Source organism: Nocardia sp. NPDC052112 (assembly GCF_040680135.1).
In the GTDB taxonomy this organism is placed as follows: domain Bacteria; phylum Actinomycetota; class Actinomycetes; order Mycobacteriales; family Mycobacteriaceae; genus Nocardia.
In genome coordinates this window covers 351,184-373,096 of sequence record NZ_JBFAWD010000005.1, presented here as the reverse complement: position 1 = coordinate 373,096, position 21,913 = coordinate 351,184, and the positions used below count along the sequence as shown (strand labels likewise).

Genomic DNA, 21,913 nt, shown 5'->3' with positions numbered 1-21,913 from the left:
TGACCGAGATCGACGCGGTGGCGAATCTGGCGGGGGAGTTGGCGGGGGGCTCCCGTGGCGGCGCTGTGGTCGGGGACGGAGATGCACCGAAGCCCGCGAAGGATTCCGCTGAATCCGGTGCGGCCGTTGACAATCGGCCGCTGCGGGGTGAACCCGGGAACGGCGAGCCGGAGCATGCGGCATCCACGCTGACGGCGCATATCGACACGTCGCAGGCGCAGGCCGGGCTGTCCGACCTGGTCGACTATCACATTGCGCGCCAAGCGATGACGGAGGCCGCGGGCGAGGTGCGCGCGGCGCGTGAGCTGGACGAGTCCAGCTACGAAGACGGGATGGCGGAGCGCCCCGAGGACGACAGCCCCGGTCCGGAGGAGCAGCGGGTGCGAGGGGCCGCCGAGGCGGCGGTGGCACGGCTGCAAGCCGCCCAACAGCGCGTCGACGCCTTCTTCGATCTGCTCGGAGCTGATCTGCCGCAAGGGATTTCAGCACAGCAGCGACAGTGGTTGCACAACTTCGCTGCCGCGGTGGCGCAGTGGCGCGCCGTCGATGACGAGATGGCGGACGCGGATCCGCACGCCGAGGGCCACGAGGCGTTGACGCAGCGCCACGAGACGGCTACTCGCCGGCTGCACGCCGCCGCGCGGCGCCTGGCCACCGTTGCCGAATTGCGCCCGGTCGCCGAACTGGACGGCGGGTGGGGCCCGGTCGATCCGAGCGGTGAGGTCCTGTCCGGAATCGCCACGGGCGCAGCCGATGCCAACGAACCGGTCGACCATTTCGCCGTCGATCTCGACACGATCGTCGGAGTCACCGACAAGGGCGCGAACGCCAACAAGCCACACAACCAGGACTGGATGGAATCGGTGGTGGTCAACACCCCGAACGGGCCGGTCCGGATCTCGGTGGTGTGTGACGGCGTGGGATCGACGATCGACGGTCACCGCGCCGCACGGGTCGCCGCCGAGGCCGCCCGCGCGCATCTGGCAGGATTCGCCGCCCAGAACCAGGGCATGTTCACCGCCGAGGACGCCGACCGGGCGATGCGGGAGGCCATCGACGCCGCGCAGGCCGCGGTGGTGCGGTTGAGCGAAACGGAGTACGCCGACGTCGACAAGCCGCCGCGCACCACGATCGCGGCGGTGATGGTCACAGCGGAACACGACGGCCGGCCGGGGCAGTACACGGCGGGTGGGGTCGGTGACACCCGGGTGCTCAGGCTGCGCGCCGACGGCCGGTCGGAGGCAGTGACCACGGACCACACCATGGCCGGGTACCTCCAGAAGACAGAGGAGGAGCTGCCGCCCGAGGATCGCACGTCGCAGCGCGAGCTGCTCCGGGACCCGGAAGCCCATGGGATCATGCATTCGCTCGGCGTGGACGCCGGTCCGCCCGCGGCCGACGATGCGGTGTTCTCGGAGTACATCTTCCAGGGCACATTGTCTGCCGACGACGTCATGGTGATCTGCACCGACGGTCTGTGGAATACCAACCCCGAGGCCGACGAGATGGCCGTCTTCCTCGATGCCGGCCGCGATACCGATCTGCTGCGGATGCGGACCCGGATGCTGAACCGGGCACTGCTCAACGGCGGGGCGGACCACACCACGTTCACGTTGATATCCGGTGCGCCCGCGGAGTCGACGCCCCGGCTGCTGCCCCCGCCGCCCATGGGCATTCCCGTCGGGTTCAGGCGCCACTACCGGGTCCTTGCCGACGAATACCAGCGCGCTCGTGCCGAGTTGTGGCGGGTGGCCGCGGAGGCGGGGGCGAATCCGGAACTCGTGGCGTCGCCGGAGAGGTTCCTCGGCGAAATACATCGTCTGGGTGACGATCCGGCCGTGGACCGGTTGGAGTCCGCGGCACGGCATTTCCACGCGTTCCGCGAGCGACTGGGTGAGCTCGGGCGGTGGCTCGACCGGCTCGAGGGCCGGTCACCGGCGCAGTGGACCGCCGATGATGCGGAATACCTTGCCGCATTGTCGGTTTGGTCGGTGACGCTGCGGGAGTTGTGGGAGGCGACGCAGACCGCTGTCGACGAAGCATGGTCGGACGGGAATTCCGGCCAGGTGGCGGTGTTGCGCGAATTGCCCAACGCGGGACTTGCCTCGGCCGTGGGCAATCAGGATGTGGTGGCCGCGACGCAGCGGTACACGGACGCGTTGGACGAGCTCCGCCGGACCGAGCGGCAACTCGACGACACTCGTTCGCGCGACGGAAGTTTGGAGATCCCGGCCGGGTTGCGGCGCGGATACCGAGCGTTGGTCGTCGAACAGCAGGCCGCGCAGGAGATCCTGGGCGAGCTGAGAGGATCGTTGCCGGTCGCCGTCCAGCAGCTGGTGGGTGTCGAGGACCTGATGGGCGACGACCACCACGGCACAATCGACGCCTTGCAGCAGATAGCGGCCGAGGAATTCGGTGACCGGGAGGCGCTGCAAATCACCGTCGACTGGCTCATCCACGCGACGCGGCGATTCCATCGGGCCGGCGACCGGATAGCGGCACTGGAGCGGTTCATCCGGACGCACGGTGACGGCCTGGACTCGGTCAATGCCCAGCCGCGACCACTGGTGGCCGCGGACGTCCTGGCCGCGGCGGCCGCACTCACCGATGGACAGCGTGCCGAGCAGCGCGCGCAGGCCGCGCGCCGGTGGCGGGCCTTCCTCATGTTCGCGCGCGAACCTGCCGATTTCCAGGTCATGTGGGATATGACCGATCACCCGACCAGGCGGGCGCTGATCCAGCACCTGCCCGAGGCGCTGGCTCGCACCGAGGGGCTCCCACGCGAAGTGCGCGATGAAGCCGCGAGGCTGAGCTTGCATCGCGAGCGGGAAACGTTGCGGCAGCAGCCCGATCCGGATGCGAATCGGGTGGCGTGGGCGAACTTCCAGGCCGATCTGGTGAATGCGGCGCAGCGGTGGGCGGCGCAGGTGCCGGGACATCCGACGGTGCAGATGACCGGCCGCGCCGGAACGCTGCTGGTGATCGGCGATCTGCACGCCGCGGAGGAGATCCGCTTCCACGCGGTGGATCAGAACGGCCGGGACACGGTGGGGACCGTGATGCGGGCGACGGCGGCGGCGGTCGAGGGGGTCGCGGCATCGCGACGGCCGGCCGCCGCGGTGGTGTGGATCGGTGCGGACGGCGCCGCGCTGGCCGCCGAGGTTGCCGGAATAGTGGAAGAACTTGCCGACAACGGACTTTCGGTGCCGGATATGGTGCTGGTGGGGCATGCGGATGTGGCCCCCGCGCGGGGCCCGCATATCGAGGGCATGCCGCAGGCCGATCCGGATCTGGTACTGCACGCGTGGGATGACGCGGCACTGGCCGAACATCGGGACCGGATCGATGTCGACGCGCCGGAGCCGGGTGTGGCTCGCTGGGAACTGTCGCATCGGGTGGAAGGCGTCGCCAACGATTGTGGCCAGGTTGCCGGCGAGGCCGGGCTGGGGCGGGTACTGGCGGGCCTCGAAGACAATCCCGATGCCGATCCCGATGTGATCGACGAGCTGGACCAGCGGCTGTCGATGCTGCGGCTGTTCGGAGTGCCGGAGAACGGTCTGAGCGGTCCCTTGCTCGCGCAATTGCTCGGCGCCGGTTGGCATCCGGATGGGTTCGCGGATTTCGATGCGATGGCTGCCGCGGTGCCCGAGGGCGGGGTGATGATCGGGGCGGTGGCATTCGACGGCTTCCAGCGGCGGGGGATGGTCGGTGCGCACGCGGTGATGCTCTTCCGGGAGAACGGCCGGGTCATGGTGCAGGACGGGAGGGGGCCCGCGGTCACCTTCGAGTCGTGGCGTGCGGGACTGTCCGGGGTGATCGGATGGCACGGCATCGTCATCAACGCCGACGGGTCACCTGCCGTCGAATTGGACGAGGGCGGCCGGACGCCGGGGATGGCCGGCGTCGCATATCCGATCGCGAACGTCGGTGCCCGGCCGGAAGCCCTCCTTGGTGTTCCTTTCGACAATTCACCACCTGGGCCGGAACGTACGCGGACTCTGTTGCAGGAGGCGCTGGATGACATCACAGCGCGCCGGGACGAGGCCGACCGGCATATGGCCGCCGTAATCGACGTGATGAACGCGGATGGTGTCGTCAGAGTGGACAATGCTTCGCGGGTGGCGCTGCAGTCGCAGGACTACGCCGGTGAACTCGCGCGTCTGCAGGCGTTGGCGCCCGATTCGCCGGATGCCGAGTTGCCCGCCCCGGCGCCGCGCAGCCCGCTGCCCGGATGGCATGAGCTGGCCGTGCACACCAACCATTACCACGAGCTGGACGGCATGGCCGCCCAGACAAAGGTGCTGCTCCACGAGATGGGCCAGGAGCGTCCCGGGGAGACCGAGGGGGGCAGGCGCAAGACGGCCGAACAGCGACAGCATTCACCGGAGTGGCTCGCCGCGGCCGGACGCTATGCCGGCGCGCTGCCGGCCTGGTCCGACACGGTGCAGGATGTGCGCGACGCGGTGCTCGGCCGGGTCGACCCGGCGCAGGGACGCACACTCATCCGGCGGGTGAGCGCCGCGATCGATCCGCTGCAGGCGAGCTGGGCGCAACTGGCCAGGGAAACCCTGGATCTGGGATCCATTGTCGGGGTGAGTGAACGGGGCCCGGAGTACCACGGCAATCAGGATGCGATGGCGGCCGAGGTCGTCATGGTCGGTGGCAGGCCGATCCGATTCGCGGTTGTCTCCGACGGGGTGTCGGTTTCGGTGGACGGCGAGCGTGCCGCATCCGTGGCGGTTACGGCGGCCCGTAAGAGCCTGCACGCTGCGTTGCGGAACCACAGCCCCTACCAACCGATCACCGATGAGCGGCGCCGGAAGATGGTCGCCGATGCCATCGATGCGGCACAGGCCGCGGTCATGAAACTGACCGACGACGAATACGCCGGTATCCGCGATCAGGCCCTCCGGGATGTCGACAACGGCGCCGACCCGCAGGCGATCAAGCGGCCGCCGCAGGCCACCATCGCAGTGGTACTGGTCGACCCCGGTCAGGACGGGGAGCCGGGTAAGTACACCGCGGGCTGGGTCGGTGACAGCCGCGTCGATGTGCTCGACCCGACCGACCCGAGCAGGTCGCGAACGGCGACATTCGACCATACGCAGGTCGGCATGGACATGCTCTACGACGCGGTGGACGCGGCCGCGGTAATCGATCGCACGAAGTCGAATGCCCAACTGATCGACGAGGTTTCGCAGGTCGTCGGCGAGGCGCCGAAGAGCCGCGGCGCACTGATGAACGTGCTCGGGCTGGGCTTGCAGAACGCGGCCGGTTACGGCACTCGCGGCGGTCCGCCGGTGAAAAGTGCGCAGCGCCATTACCGTTACCTCACCGACGGCGAGGTCGCCGCGCACGAAGTCGTGTTCGTCCGCTCCGATGGTTTCGGCGGTGAGAACCGCCAGGCCTCGGCGTTCGCCAGGGCCCTCGCCGCGCACAACGGTGATCTGACCGCCGCACTCCACTCGATGGCGGACACCGAACTCGACGACAACACCAAGGACAACACCACCGGCATCGCGGTCCTGGGCACCCCGCACGAACCCACGGATGCGCTCGTTCCGCGGGAGCAGTTGCAAGCGGGACTGCAGACTCTGCGCGACTACCACCGGGCGCGACGTGCGATGGAGGCCGCCGCCAGGGATCTTTCGCAGGCGCGCAAAGACGATGGCGTGGCGCGTGCGCGTGCCGCGGAGCAGGGACACCCCGTCGACCCCAATCCCCGCGGCCCGGCGGAGCTGGCGGCCATCCCGGTGATGCGGCGAGCGGTACAACGCTTCGAGGAGCTGGAACAGCAAGTCGGCGCCTTCGCCGACCGGCTGGGGGCACTGCAGAACGAGCCGCTGTCGCCGGCACAGCGTCATGTGCTCGTGCGGTACGGCGCCGCCGTGGCGGAATGGCACGTCCGGTTCGACGCTTTCCGGCGGATCGAGAAGGCCAGGGACGAGCGGAAGGGGCCGAAATGGTCTCCGGTCCTGCACGACGAGGAGGCAGACGTCTGGCGGCACTATATGGCTGCCAGGGACGCGGTCACGGAGACCGTCCGGCCGCTGGCTGCCGACCTCGCGCTGCGGCCACTCGCGGAACTGCGTGGCCTCTGGACGGGCGACATCACACTGGACGATATTCCTGCGCAACGTCGTTCAGCGGAAGACAACGACGCCGCGGTCGATCGTCTCGAGTTCGACCTCGGTTCGGTCGTGGGGGTCAGCGAGCTCGGTGCGAGGAAATCGCGCAACGAGGACAGCATCGCCGCCGTGGTGGTGCAGACCCCCTATGGGCCGGTGCGGATCGCGATCGTGTGTGACGGGGTGTCCTCGTCGACGGATCCGCACCGTGCCGCCAAGGTTGCCGCGGCGGCAGCCCGTGGGCACCTGGAGGAATTCGCGCGCGGGCTCCCCGCGGGACTGTCGGTTGACGAGGTCCATCGCAGGATGCACGACGCGATGCGAGCGGCGATCGATGCCGCCCAGGCAGCGGTGGTCGCGATGTCGGATGACGAATATCCGGGCCATGACAATCCACCTCTCACCACGATCGCGGCGGTCATGGTGATGCCGGGCCGGAATGGGCGGCCGGGCCATCAGGTCAGCGGCTGGGTGGGCGACAGTCAAGTTCAGCTGGCGCATGCCGACGGCACCGCGGAGCTGCTCACGACCGACCATTCGAGGCTGAATTGGTATCGGCTGCACGGCATGTCCGATGACGAGGCGCGCCGCAAGGCGGATCGGCACCGGCTCACGTTCGCGCTCGGCCGTCGCAATGGGCCGCCGCCGGAAAATATGCGCGAGCACCCACTGGGAACCTACATCCGGTCCGGTCCGGTGTCGGCGACCGATGTCATCTACGTCGACAGCGACGGGATCAGGTTGCAGAATCCCGAGAATCCGTTCGAGCTGGGCAGGTTGCAGGACAACGGCCGTAATGGTGACTTGCGGTCGATGGTCGACTGGCTACTCCACCGTGCGCTGCTCATCGGCGGCCCCGACAACGTCTCGGTGTTCGCGGTGTCGTGCGCGGAGTCCGAACCGCTGCCCCGCCGGCTACCGGCACCGCGCGACAGGGTTCCCGCCGACGTGCGCGGGCACTATGAGCGGCTGGTCGACGACTACGAACACGCCTGGTCACGGCTGCGCAAGGTCGTCAAAGCGCAACCGGGGGTGAGCCTGGACCATCTGGCGGTATCGGACCGGGTCGCCGACGAAATCCGGTTCGCCGACGAAACCATCACAGCGGCGGCCGCGAATGTGCCGATCCTGCTGGGTATTGCGACCAAGCGCCTGCACCAGTTGGGTGAACGGCTCCGCGAATTCGGGGAGTGGTTCCACGCCGCCGGCGACCGGCACGAATCCCGGTGGACCGATGACGAGACGAATTATGTTGCCGCGATGGCGGAATGGTCCGCCGCCGTGCGTCGGGCACAGGACGTCGAAATGGCGAAATTCCTGTACACGGAACATCCCGAGATCACCGCGGCGCACCGCGATCTCGAGGCCGCCGAGGCCGGCGTCCGATGGGCGAAATGGAGTCTCGCCGACATCTACTCCCGTGATGGGATGTTGGAGATCCCACCCGGCCTGCGTATGGGATATCGCGCTCTGAAAGTCGAACTGCGCAGTGCCGGGCGGGCGGTGGTCGAAACGTTCGCAGAGTTGCCCGCTGCTGTCATCGATGAACTGTCGCTGTCCGAGGCGGAGCTGACGGGCGACAACTACCGTGCCGCCCTGGACAGAATGAAGCAATCCCTGACGGAACTCGACCCCGGCACGAATCCGGCTCGGCAGTTGCAGTGGGTGATCGCCGAGACCGAGCGGTATCACCTCACCCTCGGCCGGATCAATGTCTTGGAACTTCATATCGCGGAGCGTGCACACGAGGTGGACTCCGTTCATGCCCAGCCGCGCCCGGCACTGCCCGAGGATGCGGAATACAGCCAGCAGCAGCAGAATCGAGCGACGGATCGTTGGCGCAACATCCGTTCGTGGGCGCGATCGGCGGCCGATCAAGGGATCGCGTGGGAGTGGACCGATCCGAGCACTCGGGCGGCGATGATCCTGGCGACGCCGGAAGATGTCCTCGCCACCGAGGGATTCCCGCGCGCGGCACGCGACGAGGCGATGCGGGTGCTGTTGCGCCGCAACCGGGATCAATCGCGGGCACCGGACCTCACTGGCGAACAACGCGAACGGTTGGCGTTGCTGAATGCCAGGGCCGACCTGCTGGCCGCCACCGAACGGTGGGTCGCGCAGGTACCGGGGCATCCGGCGGCGCGGATGCTCGGCACCACCGGCACGGTACTGGTGATCGGTGATCCCGACACCGCGACACAGGTGAGTGTCCATGCGGTGGACGCGAATTCCGGTTCTCCCGAGGAGACGCTGCGCAGGGCTAGCGCCGCGGCCGTGAGCGCGGTCGCCGCGTCCACGGAGCCGGCCGCGGCGGTCGTGTGGATCGGACCGGCCACCGCCGTCGACGGCAATGCCGGGACCGATCTCGACGCGGCGCGTACTTCCGGCCCACAGCGTGGCGGGGCGACGAGTTTGGCGCAGTCGGTGGCCGAGCTGCTGGACGCCCGGCCCGGCGCCGGATCTCCGGAATCGCCGGTGCGGCTGATCGGCTACCACGACAATGCGGCCGCCGCGGCCGCCTTCGTAGCCGACGCCTGGGCCGATGACGCATTGGCGGGTCACCGCGACCGGATCCGGACCGAGCACCCGGACCAGGCTGTCCTGACGTGGCTGCCTTCGCATCGCGTGGAAGGTGTTGCCAACGACTGTTTCCCGCAGGCGGCTCGGGGTGCCTTGCGGCGTGCGCTGGCGGCACGATTGCGCGTTCCGGGCGTGGATCCCGACACCGATTCGGTGGTGGCCGATCTGCGCAACCGCCTCCAGATGCTGGAGTTGATGTCCGCACCCGAGTTCGGGGTATCCGGCGACCACGGCGCGATGCTGGTGGGCGCGGACTGGAATAGGACCCCGTTCGCGGATTTCGATGCGATGGCTGCCGCGGTGCCCGAGGGCGGGGTGATGATCGGGGCGGTGGCGTTCGAGGGCTTCCAGCAGCGGGGTGTCGTCGGTGCGCACGCGGTGGAGATCTACCGGGAGCACGGCCGGGTCATGGTGCGAGACGGCAATCGAGCGCCGGTCGATTTCGAGATCTGGCGCGCGCAGCAGGTCGGTGTGGCCGGGCTGCACGGCATCGTCTTCAAGGCCGACGGGACCGCGGCGGTGCCGCTCGGCCCGGACAACAAGAGCCACGGTGTCGCGGGTATGGCGTTCCCGATCGCGAATATGGGCAGGGCCCAGATGCCTCGTGCGCCGGACGCCGCGTTCGGAGCCGGTGGTGGCAACTTCGGTCGCGGCGGGGGCGGCTCGGGATCTGGTGGCAACTTCGGGCCCGGCGGTGGCAACCTCGGGCCGGCGCTCACCCGCCTGTTGAATGAACCTCGCACCGTGGTGCCGGATCTGGCGCGCGTCGTGCACACGCAGATGATGGCCCACCGGCTGGACATGATCGTGCTGGACAGCTGGTTGAACCCGAGGAACGTGCTGACGCCGGCTTCCGCGGCGCGCACGGCGTGGAACACCCAGTTCGCTGCAGCCCGCGGGCAATTGGCCGATTTGCTGGGGATATCGGCCTCGGTGCTGGCCGATGACGTATTGGCCGCCCAGGAACTGGCGGACCTGACAGACCGGACCGATAAGCCGCCGGCACTCGCCGCAGCCGAGCAGGAGTTCCGCTGGCGCTACGACATCACGCGCATCCTGCGGCGGATCGACCGGATTCAGACGCGAGCCGGGCTGATCACGCAATTGCAGCAGCGGTTGCGCGGTGCCGCCGCCCAGGTTCGCAACGGCGGCGCCACCGACGAGTATCGCCGGTTGACTGCCCAACTGGCCCGGCTCGAGGAACTCGCTGGAGACCTGGCACGGCTCGATGCGGATCCGGTGCTGTCGCACACGCGCCGGAGCCGAGCGGAACAGACCGGGTTGGAGACCGATCTCCGCGATGCCTATGACGGCACTGCCATGCTATTGAACGCTCTGCTGGACGGCGATATCCCGCCGACCCATATGCGTCGTGCGCAGTTGGTGGAACTCGCGGAGCACCCCGCCGTGCCCGATGATCATTCGATCGAACGTGCCAGGCGGGCAAGCGAATTCCTCGAGGTGCGGGACGAGCTCGAACGGAATCTGGACCTCGACGAGCACGCCACCACTGCACGGACACTCGACGAACTACTCGACAGCGGCCTGGCGGAGGCAGTGCGCGATCACGACCGGACACCGGTCACGCGGCGTGGTGCACTCGGCCCGGAACTGGTTCGCATCAGCCGCGCGAACGCCGCGGTCCGGGTGCGGTATCGGCAGGACGCGCTGGCGGCGAACGTGAACACGGATCTCGCCGCGATCAGCAGCGAGCAGTACCAGGCCGCCGGCGAGTGGATCACCCGCCTCGAAGCATTGTCCGCGGCGATTCGCCGGGCCGAAATCGACAATGACCGCGCGCGAGTGAAATTCGCCGATTTGTTGCGCACCGCGCACGCCGATCGGTCGAGCGAACTCGCCCGAATCGTCGGCACCGAGCAGGACTGGACGAGTGCGACCTGGCGCGGTGAGCTGCGGGTGCACGGGGAATTGCTCGCCATGTCCACACGGGATTCGGAGCAGCTGCGGTTGTCGCGCATCCTGATGGAACTCGCCGACGCCGCCGAGGCGCGCGTGGCCGCCGCCCGGCGGGTCGCCACCCTCGAAAGCCACACCGAACTACTCGAGCAGACCGCTCGGATGCTGCGTCGAGCCGAGGCACTCGCCGCGGCGCAGGTCGGCGATGACGAGGCTGCGATCGCTCGCCGCCAGGAATTGTCTGAGCAGATAGCCGGATACGAGACCGCGCTGACCGAAGCGCTGGACCGGGCCGCTGCCGACATCGACCACATCCTCGCCAACTCGCCGGAAGGCAGCGGCGGTGTGGTCACCGGCCCGACCGATGGTGTGCGCCGGTCCCCTGCACACGCGCGCCCGGCCGCCGATGCCGGCCGCACGCCACGCCCGCCGGCCGGTGCCGGCCGTGGTCGGCACCGGCGTAAACCCGGTCGCCATGCCAACCTGCTCGATGGGCCGGATGCCGACGGCACCACGACGCCGCGGCGCCCCACCAAGCCCCAGGCGCGGCATCTGCTCGGTGGAGTTCCGCAGGTATGCGTCGCGGAGAGCATGTCGTTCGGCGCGAATGTACTCGGCCTGCCGGTACAACCCCCGTCGATGCAGGACCGCTTGATGCAACTGCAGGGCACGAGCTCGAAAGATGCGGCGCTGGCGGCGAATGCCAAATGGTATCCGGGCGGGTTCTCCTCGCTCGATGAGATGTACGTGATCGCGGCACAGGGCGGCACGGTCTTCGGCGCGGTCGACTTCGGTGACATCGGTGCGCACATGTTCGTCGTGTACCAGGGCAGTGATGGCGAAGTCCGAGTGCACGAACTGGTCGCCGAACTCGATGGCGATCTGGTCGTCAACCGGGTCAATGATGTGCGGTTCGACGAGTGGGACAAGCCCGAAGGTCCCTTGTACGGCCTCGCTTTCGGCAAAGACAAGCAACCGCTGCACAAGCTGGAGCCGGGTGAAATACCGCCCGACAACCCAGGCGTGGACCATCCGCGACGCAACCTGGGCCGGCGTTTCGAGTCCGAAGGCCCCGACAACGAAGGCCCCGACAACGAAGGCCTGGACGACTCGACCCCACCGGAACTTCCGGCCGATCCCGGCGCGGTGGGTGTCGGGCCGGTGCTGGCGCGACTGCGGTGGCAGCTCGGAGGTCTGCAACGGTCCGTGCTGAGCACGGTATCCAAGCAGCTGCTGGAACAACTTCCCACCGACATTGCCGGGTACGCATTCGACCGGTCGGAACTGGCCGCCCCTACTTCTGCTGTGCGTGACTGGATACTGGCGCAGCGGGATGCGGCACGTACGCGCCTGAACGAGATGATCGCGCGCATTCCCGAGGCCGAGGCACGCGCTGCCGAGTTCACTCTGCCCGCGGATCTGTCCGACACCCTGCAGGTCATGCGGGTGCTGGCCAATATCCGGGAGTGGGACGGCCAACCTGCCGTGGTAGCGGATCTCGCGGGCAATTTCGAGCTGTGGCACAACGAAGCGGTACTCGTCGAGGATGCGACGCGCTTGGGTGCCTGGGTTCGGCATATCGCATCGCTGGATGCGGCGCTACATGATGCCTACGCTCAGCACTCGCAGGGTGCACCTCATGGGGCGCAGGCGTATCGATCTCTGGTCGCCGACGCGATCCGGCTCGAGGAGCTTGCTCGGCAGTTCGAAGCTGCCAGAAGTGTGCCGAGGGACATCGTCTTCGAAGCCACCAAAGATATGGACCCGGACGACTACGGGCTGACTGTCGAAGACCAGAGCACGGTACCGGGGCGACAGACATTGCTGCGGCTGTCCCGTGAACTGTTGGACGCCCAAGACAAGTCGAAGCCGTCCATCGAGAACGATCCCGCTGTGGGCGCCGAGGTGGCGGCCGTCACCCGCAGACGCGACGAGTTGCGGACGCTGATCGACGCTCTCGCCGCCAACGCCGAGCGTATCGACAGACTGCGAGCGGCGACCGTGGCATTCGACCTGGGCTGGGCCACGCTGCTGACACCGGAATCGTTCTCCGATGATGTTTTCGGCACCGAGCTGACCAGGTTCGGTGAGGATTGGCCCGACGCCCGCGCGAAGCTGTCGGTCGCCATTGCGGATTCGGCGCAGGAGCTGGCGAGAGTCGGAGACGGGCAGTACCGGGGAATCCCGGCGGAGCCGAAAGCTGTCGACGTCGCGCGGTTGAAGTTGTGGCATTCGCAGGTGCGTGGTGAGCTTGCCGAAGCCCTGGGAGTGAAGCCCGCCGACTTGACCCACGTCAAGGTGCAGTGGGTACACGAGCTGGAAGGGCTGAAGGGGAATGGACCGCTTGCCCGGACCTACCTCGCCCTCGATGAATTGCTGGCCTACGCGACCCGGTTCGTCCGTTCGGATACCTGGTTTCGCGGGATCACGGTGCTGGGCCAGGCCCTGCGATATGCCGGTGCCCATCGGCGGGCGGCCGACAACCGGTACGCCGTCGCCCGTGAGCGCTACGGCCGGATGTTCCCGGATGCCGATCAACCTCCGGAGCATTGCGGAGAACTCGGTCAACTCGACGAGCTGCGCGCATTCGCGCAACAGCCGGATCAAAAACGCTTCCTCGATCGCCGGCGCCGGAGTGCGGAGTCCCAGCGACGTCGCGCGGCACTGGCGGAGTTGCTGGCGGCCGGTGAGGAGCTCCGGCACTGGACGCTGCTCACCGCACGACTGGATGTGCAGGCGCGGCAGCTCGACAGCGTGGCCCGCGTGCGGCGCGAGGTTCGCGAGAAGCTCGATGCGGCCGACGCGCAATTGCGTGCGCGAGCAAAACAATTCAGCGTGTCCGCAGCGGATGTGGCGAATCCGCGGGATCGCACCACCACACTGCGCCGACTGCGCGACGAGGCAATCGTCGAGCTGTTCACGGCGCAGAGCCAGCAGAACCAGACCGCCGATCCGCAACCCGATATCGGCTCCGAAGCAGGGCGAATCGACCAGCTGACCTCGATGATCGAGCTGGCCGACGAATACATTGCGCTGTCCGAGAAACTGTTCCACCTCGAATCACAGCTGGACGGCGCCTTGATGGGGGTCCAGAGTGTCCCGGCGGCTTTCGCGGCTGTCGCCGAGGGCGCCGGAGGTGGTGTCGTGGCCTACCAGCACCCCGATACCGGTGAGTTGATCACCCCGCCGGGCTCGATCTCCGCACACGAACTGGCTCAGTGCGCGCAGCACACGCTCCGCGATATCGCCGCTTACTACCGGCTTTCGGTCGACGACCTGTTGTCGGCACTGGGTGAGCAGGAGCATCCCCTGGCCGGATCGCTCATCAGCCAAGTCGAGGCGGCGCTGCCGCAGTTACCGGTGGCAGGGCAGACCCGTTCCGACGATGACGAGCCCCTGCGGGCGCAGCATGTGGCCGATCTCGCCACGGTGGAAAGGATGTTGCGCGAGTGGGCCATTCAGCGCGAAGGGCAACAGGCCGGGAGCGGCGATCGAGTCGGTGTCGTGGTCTTCGTGCCGAATCTGGGTGGCGATGACCGGCACGGCGGGCTCGGCCACACCTTCTGGCTGACCCGGTCGGTGGACGAGCACGGTGAGGTGCACGTCGAGCGCCGCGATCTCGGCCTGCTGGTGCATCAGCCGGATCTCGTTGTGTCCCCGGATGAACAGGGGCAGCCGGTACTCGCCCTGTTCCTGGACAACCAAGGCAGAGCGTGCCGGGTGGCTGATGGTGACCGGGCGCCGCAGGTACGTACCGATGACGAGAACTACCGGGTCGGTAAGGATTTCGACGAAGACGGTCGACCGCTGCGCGGGCCGGAGCCGGACGGAGCGGGGCAGGCGCCGCAACAGCCGGCCGTACCGGATCCTGTTGTTACCCAAAGGGGGAGTGCGGACCCTGCAGGCGCAACCGTGCCCGCCCAGGGCGCGATATGGCGAACCGGTGAGGTGCCCGACGACGACCTGTCGGTGGGCGGTCTATCGGAGTGGCAGGCCGAGAATGCGGACCTGGTATTCGCAGGCACGGACACCGTCGACGGCAAGCAGTTCCGGGTCGGTGTCACCCAGGTCGAAGTCCCGCCCGCAGGAATGGCCATCGGGCTGAGCATCGATCAAGAAGATGGGCATCAGGCTCGGATCATCGTGGAATTCGGCGGTAGTCCGATTGCCGCCACCTACCGGTTGGTCGAAATGGGCGCTCACGCCGAGGCGCTCGCGCCTGCGATGCGGCGCCTGCACGAACGGATCGGTGCCTGGCTGGCCGAGTCGCAGCTGGGCTGGGCGGTCGATAGTCCGGCGCCGACCGAGGATATCGACCGCACCGGTGCCCGACGGTCGCGGTTCGATCGGGCCCGGGGATTCGAGGTAACAGTCGGTCTGGACGATCTCGACGAGATGCGTTCTACGGTGCGGCGACGGCTGAAAACGCATGTGCTCGGCTGGCCGGGACACTACGCCCGCGTGGCTCGCGTCGCCCTCGAAAGTGCCCTTGATCAACTGCAATTCGACGGTCGAGAAGAAGTTCGCGTGGAGGTGAACGTTTCCGATGATACCGTGCGGATCGCCATAATCGACGATGGCAGTGACTCGCTGTCGCGCACGTTCGCGGGGCCGGGGAGGAAGATCGAGCAGTACTACCGTTCCGGTGTGACACGGACCGATTCCGGGCGGGTCGCCTGGATCGAATTGACGGCTGCCACACCGGAACTTGTGACATTGGTGCGCGCTGCGGTCAACGGTGCCGACGGTAGCGCGGTGCGATCGCTGCTGGACGCTGACACATTCGCTCCGGCCGATGTCGAGACGGCCCGCGCGGCCGGCCGCGGTGCGATGAATCTGTGGCAGGCAGCTGAGGAAGCCGATCTGACCTCGGATCTGCTGCGCGAATATCCGCGGTTGTATGAGATGACCGGGGTCGTGCCCGAAAGCACACTGCACGAGCATGTTCAGGGCATGGTCGGGGATCGGCTGATGGGGCTGCTGCGGGTGCCCAAGGATGCATTGCACCCGGCCGAGCGGGATCTGTTGCCGAAGTGGTCGGCGATCGACCAGGCGTTGTCGGCGGTGGTCGAGTCCACCGAGGAGGTCGTGCGCGGCACGGATACCTCCGTGCGGTTGCTCTCGTGCCAGATGCTCACCGATGGCGGTGAAGCCGGCCGCTGGCGGATCCAGGTCGCCGTCGGTGACGTGCGCGATGCTCGGGCACTGATCCATTACCGAGCGGGCACCGTTTCCGATACCGAGGCGATAGCGCCGGCCGCACTGGAGGCAGGAGAGTTCTTCCGCTCGCATCGGGACGGCACCGACCCAGACTCGGAGGCGATGGTCTTGACCATCGACTACGACTTCGCCGCGATCGCCCGGCCATCGATGTCCTGGGATCGCATCGTGGCAGAGCGCGACCATGAGGACTCCGCGACCTTTGGGCACCAAGTGGCTGCGATGAACGCTGCCTACGAGGCCGCGCACGGGGAGCCGCGCGAACGAGTGGTGCTGGTCGGCCGCCGCGATGCCGCCGAAGTGGTCAACAACGTCTGGGTGAGCGGGGAGCTGGCCGGGGAGTACCACGAGGTCGATGTCCGTGAGTTGTGGGACCCGATAGCGCAACGGCGGCAAACACGCACTGCTGCCCTGGCCGAGGTGGAACAGCTCGCGCGGCGGTTGCGGATGCTCGGACCCGAACCCACGGTCTGGCAGGTTATTTCGCTGCTGCGCGAAACCGGTGGTACCGCACAGGATCTGGAGAATGTGGCCGAGGTCCATCCCGAGCTGATCGCGCAGCTGCCGGGCGCACCGGTACGGGCTCGCCACATTGCCGCGCTGCTGGGATATATTGCCGCGCCGCAACAGCATCCCGAGCAGGTGAACCAGCTCGACGATCTGCATCACACGCTGCGCGACTTCCATCGCACCGCCCACCTACTGCCGGGTTCGCCGGAGCCGATGTTGCTGGCCCAGGACGGTTCGGTGGTCGCCATCGGTGACTTGGCCGATGCCACCCGTATGGAGTTCACCGTATCGTTCGGCAGTAACGAGCTGCACCGTGCTCTGCAATGGACTGTCGACGGTCACCACAGGGCGCTGGCGGCGCTCGCCGGCGCGGCCACGCCGGCCCGGGTGGCTTCGCTCGCGTACCACGGAGATAGCCTGCAGCAACTCATCGATGCCATCACCGCGGTGTGCCAGGCCGATGTATTACGGGGCGTGCTGGCAGGAGAGGATTGGACTTACCCGCCGCTCGCGATCAATGCGCCGCCGGAGTTGAACCCGGAGTCCGGGTTCCCTCGCGGGTTGCTCACAAGGGCGGTGGGCACTGCGCGCGATTTCGTCTACACCACCAACAAGATATGGGCGGCGGGCGCCGACGCCGGGCTGGATGGTCATGGGTTGCTGCAGCCCGGGCCCGTGCGCGAGGACTTACAGCATCGACACCGGCGCGCCCGCGACGAGCTCGCCGGGCTGCTGGCGCGCGACCGGGTCGGCGCGAACGCCACCGCAGAGCAGATCCTCGAGCAGACCGAACACTTGTCGCAGGTGCTGGCCGACCCGCTGCTGGCGGTGCAGGAGTTGGTCGATCTCGACGACAACCATGCCTGGCAGCTGGATTCGGAGAAGGTGCAGGCATCCAGTAAATTCCGCCGGTACCTCGAGCTGACCGAATTGGTCGGCGAACTCGACCGTCTCGAATCCCGCATCCACCGACTTCTGCTGGTGGACAAGGGGATACGGGCAGCGAAACGGCGTGCGCGCGCCGATCACGACAGCACCGAGGACTTCGACAGGTTTGCCGCGCGAGCTGAGGAACTGTCCCGGGTTTCGGATGATCTGGCCGCAGTCGAACGACGACGTGGCTCGCTGACCGATAAAGAACAGGCGTTGCTGACTGAGCACGACGCCGACACCGTCACGTTGCGGCGCAGCCGGAGCGCGATGGCCGAGTTGCAGGAAATCGCCGATTTGGAGCTGGCCTTTGCCGGTGACATGCAGTCGGAAAACCAGGCTGCGGAGTTGCAGCAGCTCTTGTCCATCGCGGAGCGGGAAGCCGGACTCGACACCAGCACACACGTGCTGAACAGGGTATTCGACAACCTGTTGGCCAACCTGGCCCAGGACGCCGCGGCACCCACGCAACGCACCCAGCCACCGGTGGCGCCCACCGATGGGGTGCGGTCGGCGCCGGTGCAGCCGCCGCCGGTCGACCCGGTCGCTGCGATGTTCGACGGTGTCGCCGAATGGTCCGGGTCGCTGACCGAGGCGCAGGAAAAGCATCTCGCCGGTGTGCCGAAACTCTGTGCCGTCGATGCGATGTGGTTCATCAAGGATGTGCTCGGTGTCGCTATCGACCCGCCGTCGATGTTCGACACTGCGATCCAGGCCAACGGCATGCTGCCCTCCGACATCGCGCGGCACCTGGGTACGAAGTGGAAAGAGAACGGCTTCGCCGATTTCGAAGAGATGCGGGCGCTGGCCGCCGACGGCGAGATCGTCCTCGGCACCGTCACTCACGGTGCGGCCGGGGCGCATATGTTCGTGATGTATCGCGCCGCCGACGGCACGGTGATGGTGCACGAACGCAAGGGCCACGAGGTCATCGACGTTTCGTTTGCCAAGTGGGACAAGCCGGGTGGGAAGCTGCACGGCATTGTGCTCGGGCCGGAGGGGCAACGGCGTCACCCGCTGGAGGAGGGGGAGTCGCCGGGCGAAATCGGGCGAGATATGCCCGGTGTGGTGGACGCCGAGGGGCGGTTGGTCGAGGCGGCGGTGGCCGGGGACCTGGATGGGAATGACGAGTGGTCGCGCGAGCGTCGCGCGGTTGTCGATGCCGCCGTGCGCGCCGCGGGGCTCGGCGATGTGGCGGAGCTGGCCACGGACGGGGCCCGCGTCGATGTCGCCGCGACTCGGGCCAAGGCAGCGGGAGCGGTCCGCTTCTGGGATCGCGTCACTGCCCAGTATGTGGATGTCGATGTCCGCGCGGCCTTCTCGGGCGGATACCCGGCGATCTTCGCTGCCGCCGAAGTTGTGCCGAGCCGGTTGCAGAACAGGAACAACCGGCTGGCGGCGGCGGGAGAACTCCTGCAGCTGGAGGCGATGGCACAACAGCGCGTCCTCGATCCCGCGAGAACGGCTCGGCTCGAGGAGCTGCGCGATATCAAGGAGGCAGTGGCGGCCGCCGACGCCCGCGGTAAGGCGATGGGCATGCCGGTGCACCTGGTGTCCTACGACGACGGGGCGCTGGTTATCGAATTCGGTGACCGCAAAGCCACTGCGCAACACCAGGTCTGGTTCGTTGCGCCGAATGCCGCCGACTCGGGCGGGCTGACCGCGCGGGTGCACGAGACGGCCGACATCGCGCAGGTGGAGAACCAGCCGGATCGGGTCACGGCCACGGTCGCGGTGCTGCGCTACGGCGCGAAGGGGAATACGGCGCCGACCATCGACGCGGTTGGCGAGAACCTGGTGCACCGAATCGTTTCGACCCAGGCGATCCACGAAGCACGTGGGCAGCTGCCGCCGACGGTCGAAGTCATCGGGCGCGGTGACGGCGTCCGGGTGTGGGATGTCATGGCCGATCGGGTGCCACAGGCCGGAATCCACTTCGATGATGTGCAGGCCAGGACCCGGCAGTGGACGCAGGCGCTGCCCGGCAATCCGGCATTCGATATGCGCTGGACCGAGCACACCACCTTCGCCACCATCGGCGATCCGCGCACCGCCGACCTGGTGGTGGTGCTGGCGAACGGACAGTCGGATGCGCTGTCGCGTCGTAGCGGTCTGCGGGACGCGATCGGTGTGTATGCCGAAGAACAGCGCGCGGATCCCGGCCGGACCGTGGCGGTAGTGGTGGCACAGGCCACCGACCCGGACATGCTGGCCGCCGATCTCGCGAACCTCGCCGCCGAACGGACCGCGGCCGGTCCGATCCGGCTGCACACCGAACGAGGTGACCGTGCCCTGGTGCGGGCCGCACTGGCCGGCGAGCAGCTGGCCGAACACCGCACTGCCTTCACCCGGCCGGTGCCGCTCGGCGCCCAGCGGCGCACCCACCGGATCGGCGAACGGGTGGCTGCGGCGCACCGCAGAATTGCTGGTGACAGGGTGACGCGGCGGCCGGCCGCCACGCCCCGCCAGGGCTCCGACGTAGACCGACAGGTCCGTGTCGTCCGGGATGCACTGCCCACACGCAGCGCGAAGATCGATCTGGTCGAATCCGCGATACGTCGTGCCGCGGTGTACCGCGATCAAGGCCTGGTGACCCAGCGCCAGTACCTGCAATTGACCGATCACCTTCTCGCGTTGAGCGAACAGGCGAAGGCGATCGAGAGCAGTCGCAGCAGGGCGCGCACCGACGATGAGGCGCTCGACGCGCTGGCTCGGCTCGTCGCCGAATTCGAGACGCGGTCGGATCAGTTGCTGGCAATGGCACGCGAATTCGATGTGCTGCCCAGCGATGTGGATCTCGACGATGCCGCGAGCGCGCCCACCGCCGGCAGTTCGGCGATACCCGCCTTGGCGCAGATGCTCGAGCAGCAGCGCCTCGACCTGCGCGCCCGGACCGGGGACGAGTCCGTCACGTTCGACAACATCGGTCGGCAAGAACTGGATCTCGAGCGCTGGCGCGGCGAGCGCCGGCGGAACGCCCGGCAGTTGGCGCTCCAGACGGGCATTCCGGAGTCACAGCTCACCCCGGCGCGCGTAGCGCGGTTGGCGGCTCTTTTCACCGCCCAGCACGACGCGCCCGAACGCACGACGCTCGCGAATGCCTGCCGCGACGCCGATATCGAGATCGCGAAGCGGGAATCGGTCCTCGCAATCTCCCGGCGTATGCGTCAGGTGCACGAACTGCGTGCGGCACAGGCGCGGGCCCGAGCGGAGATGGAGGCGATCGGCGAGCACCTCGGCCGGCTCGCGGAGCGGTATCGGCAGAATCTCACCGGCCACCGCTTCCAGCTGCCCTCCGGCCCACTCCAGGTCACCGACCTGACCGAGGCCTACCGAGCCGCCAAGACATACCGCCCGCGGAGCGCGGAAGGGGCGGCGGTCGGCCGGATCAGGTTCGAACTGCAGCAGATGATCCGGTACGCCGAGCAACGGGACGCCGCGACCGCACAGTTGCGCGGATTGCTCGAGCTCACCGAGCGCCTCGGGGTGATCGCCGGGGAGCGGGTGCGTGTACAGGACGAGCTCTACCTGGCCGATGCCGCGACCACCGCCGCACCCGCCGCCGATATCGCCGCCGCACAGCTGGCCCGCATCGACGCGGCGCTGGATGACGGATTCGGCGCACAGCTCACCACCCTGCTCACCGACGATCGTCCCGGTGACATGTCGGCCTACGAACATCCGGATATCGCGACCCGGAACCACCTGCGGGGAGCGAATCTCGCCGAAGGCGAGCGGCTGGGCATGTGCCTGCCGGATGCTACCGATGCCGCCTATCGCAAACTCGGCAAGCAGCCGCCGAAGCGGCCGGTCGACCTGAGCGGCCTGGCGGGAACCGATGCCCGGCTGGCGCCGCAGTTCGTCGGATCCGATTGGGAAAAGGGCGGTTTCGCCTCGTTCCGGGCGCTGCACGACCGGGTTCGGAACACCGGGGACGTTGTCGTCGCGGTGCTCGGTTATCGCGGTTTCGACAAAGCCGACGAGATCGGTTCGCACGCGGTCACTGTGTACCTGGACGGCGACACGGTAATGGTGATCGACGGCGGTACGGAGACCGAGTTCTTCGAATGGGCGTCGCGCCAGCACGGCGTGGACAGCCTCGGCGGTATGGCGTTGAAAGGCGATGGGTCCGCGGCCATATCGCTCGGTCCGAACGGTACTTCGCGGGCGATCGCTGGGCTGGACTTCAAGAACGTTCGTATCGGTGCACGCCGGGACGAGATACCCGGTTATGTTCCGCCGCGTCCGGGATTGCCGACCATCGACCCCACCGCCGTCGAGTTCGGTATCCGCTTGGGCCCGGACGTATTGCGGGAGAGGTGGCAGGGTCTGCTCTGGCGAGCCGACGCTGCGGTCGCCGGAGCCGAGGCCGATGGCGAATTCGGCGAGGTGGCTCCCGGCGAGCGGGTGCATGCACGGCGCAGAATGCGCCTGAAGCAGATCGAATGGCGGTGGAGCGTACTCGATTTCGCGGAACAGGACGCGATCCTGCACACCATCGCCGATGAGATGGCCGGTGAAGATCTGCCGGATACATTGCGCGACAAGGTGAATAGGCTGCGCCTGGTGTTCGAGCGCGACCGGTTGCGCGCCGCCGAACCGACTGCCGAAAATGTGGCCCGGCTCGC

Annotated in this window: 1 protein-coding gene (cut by both window edges); it reads left to right on the top strand. The window is 67.9% G+C overall.

This entire window lies inside a single protein-coding gene on the top strand: locus AB0L58_RS12155, encoding a sigma factor-like helix-turn-helix DNA-binding protein. The 107,625-nt coding sequence extends 5,983 nt beyond the window's left edge and 79,729 nt beyond its right edge, so the window shows coding positions 5,984–27,896 (codon 1,995, partial, through codon 9,299, partial); the first complete codon in view begins at position 3. Both the start codon and the stop codon lie outside the window.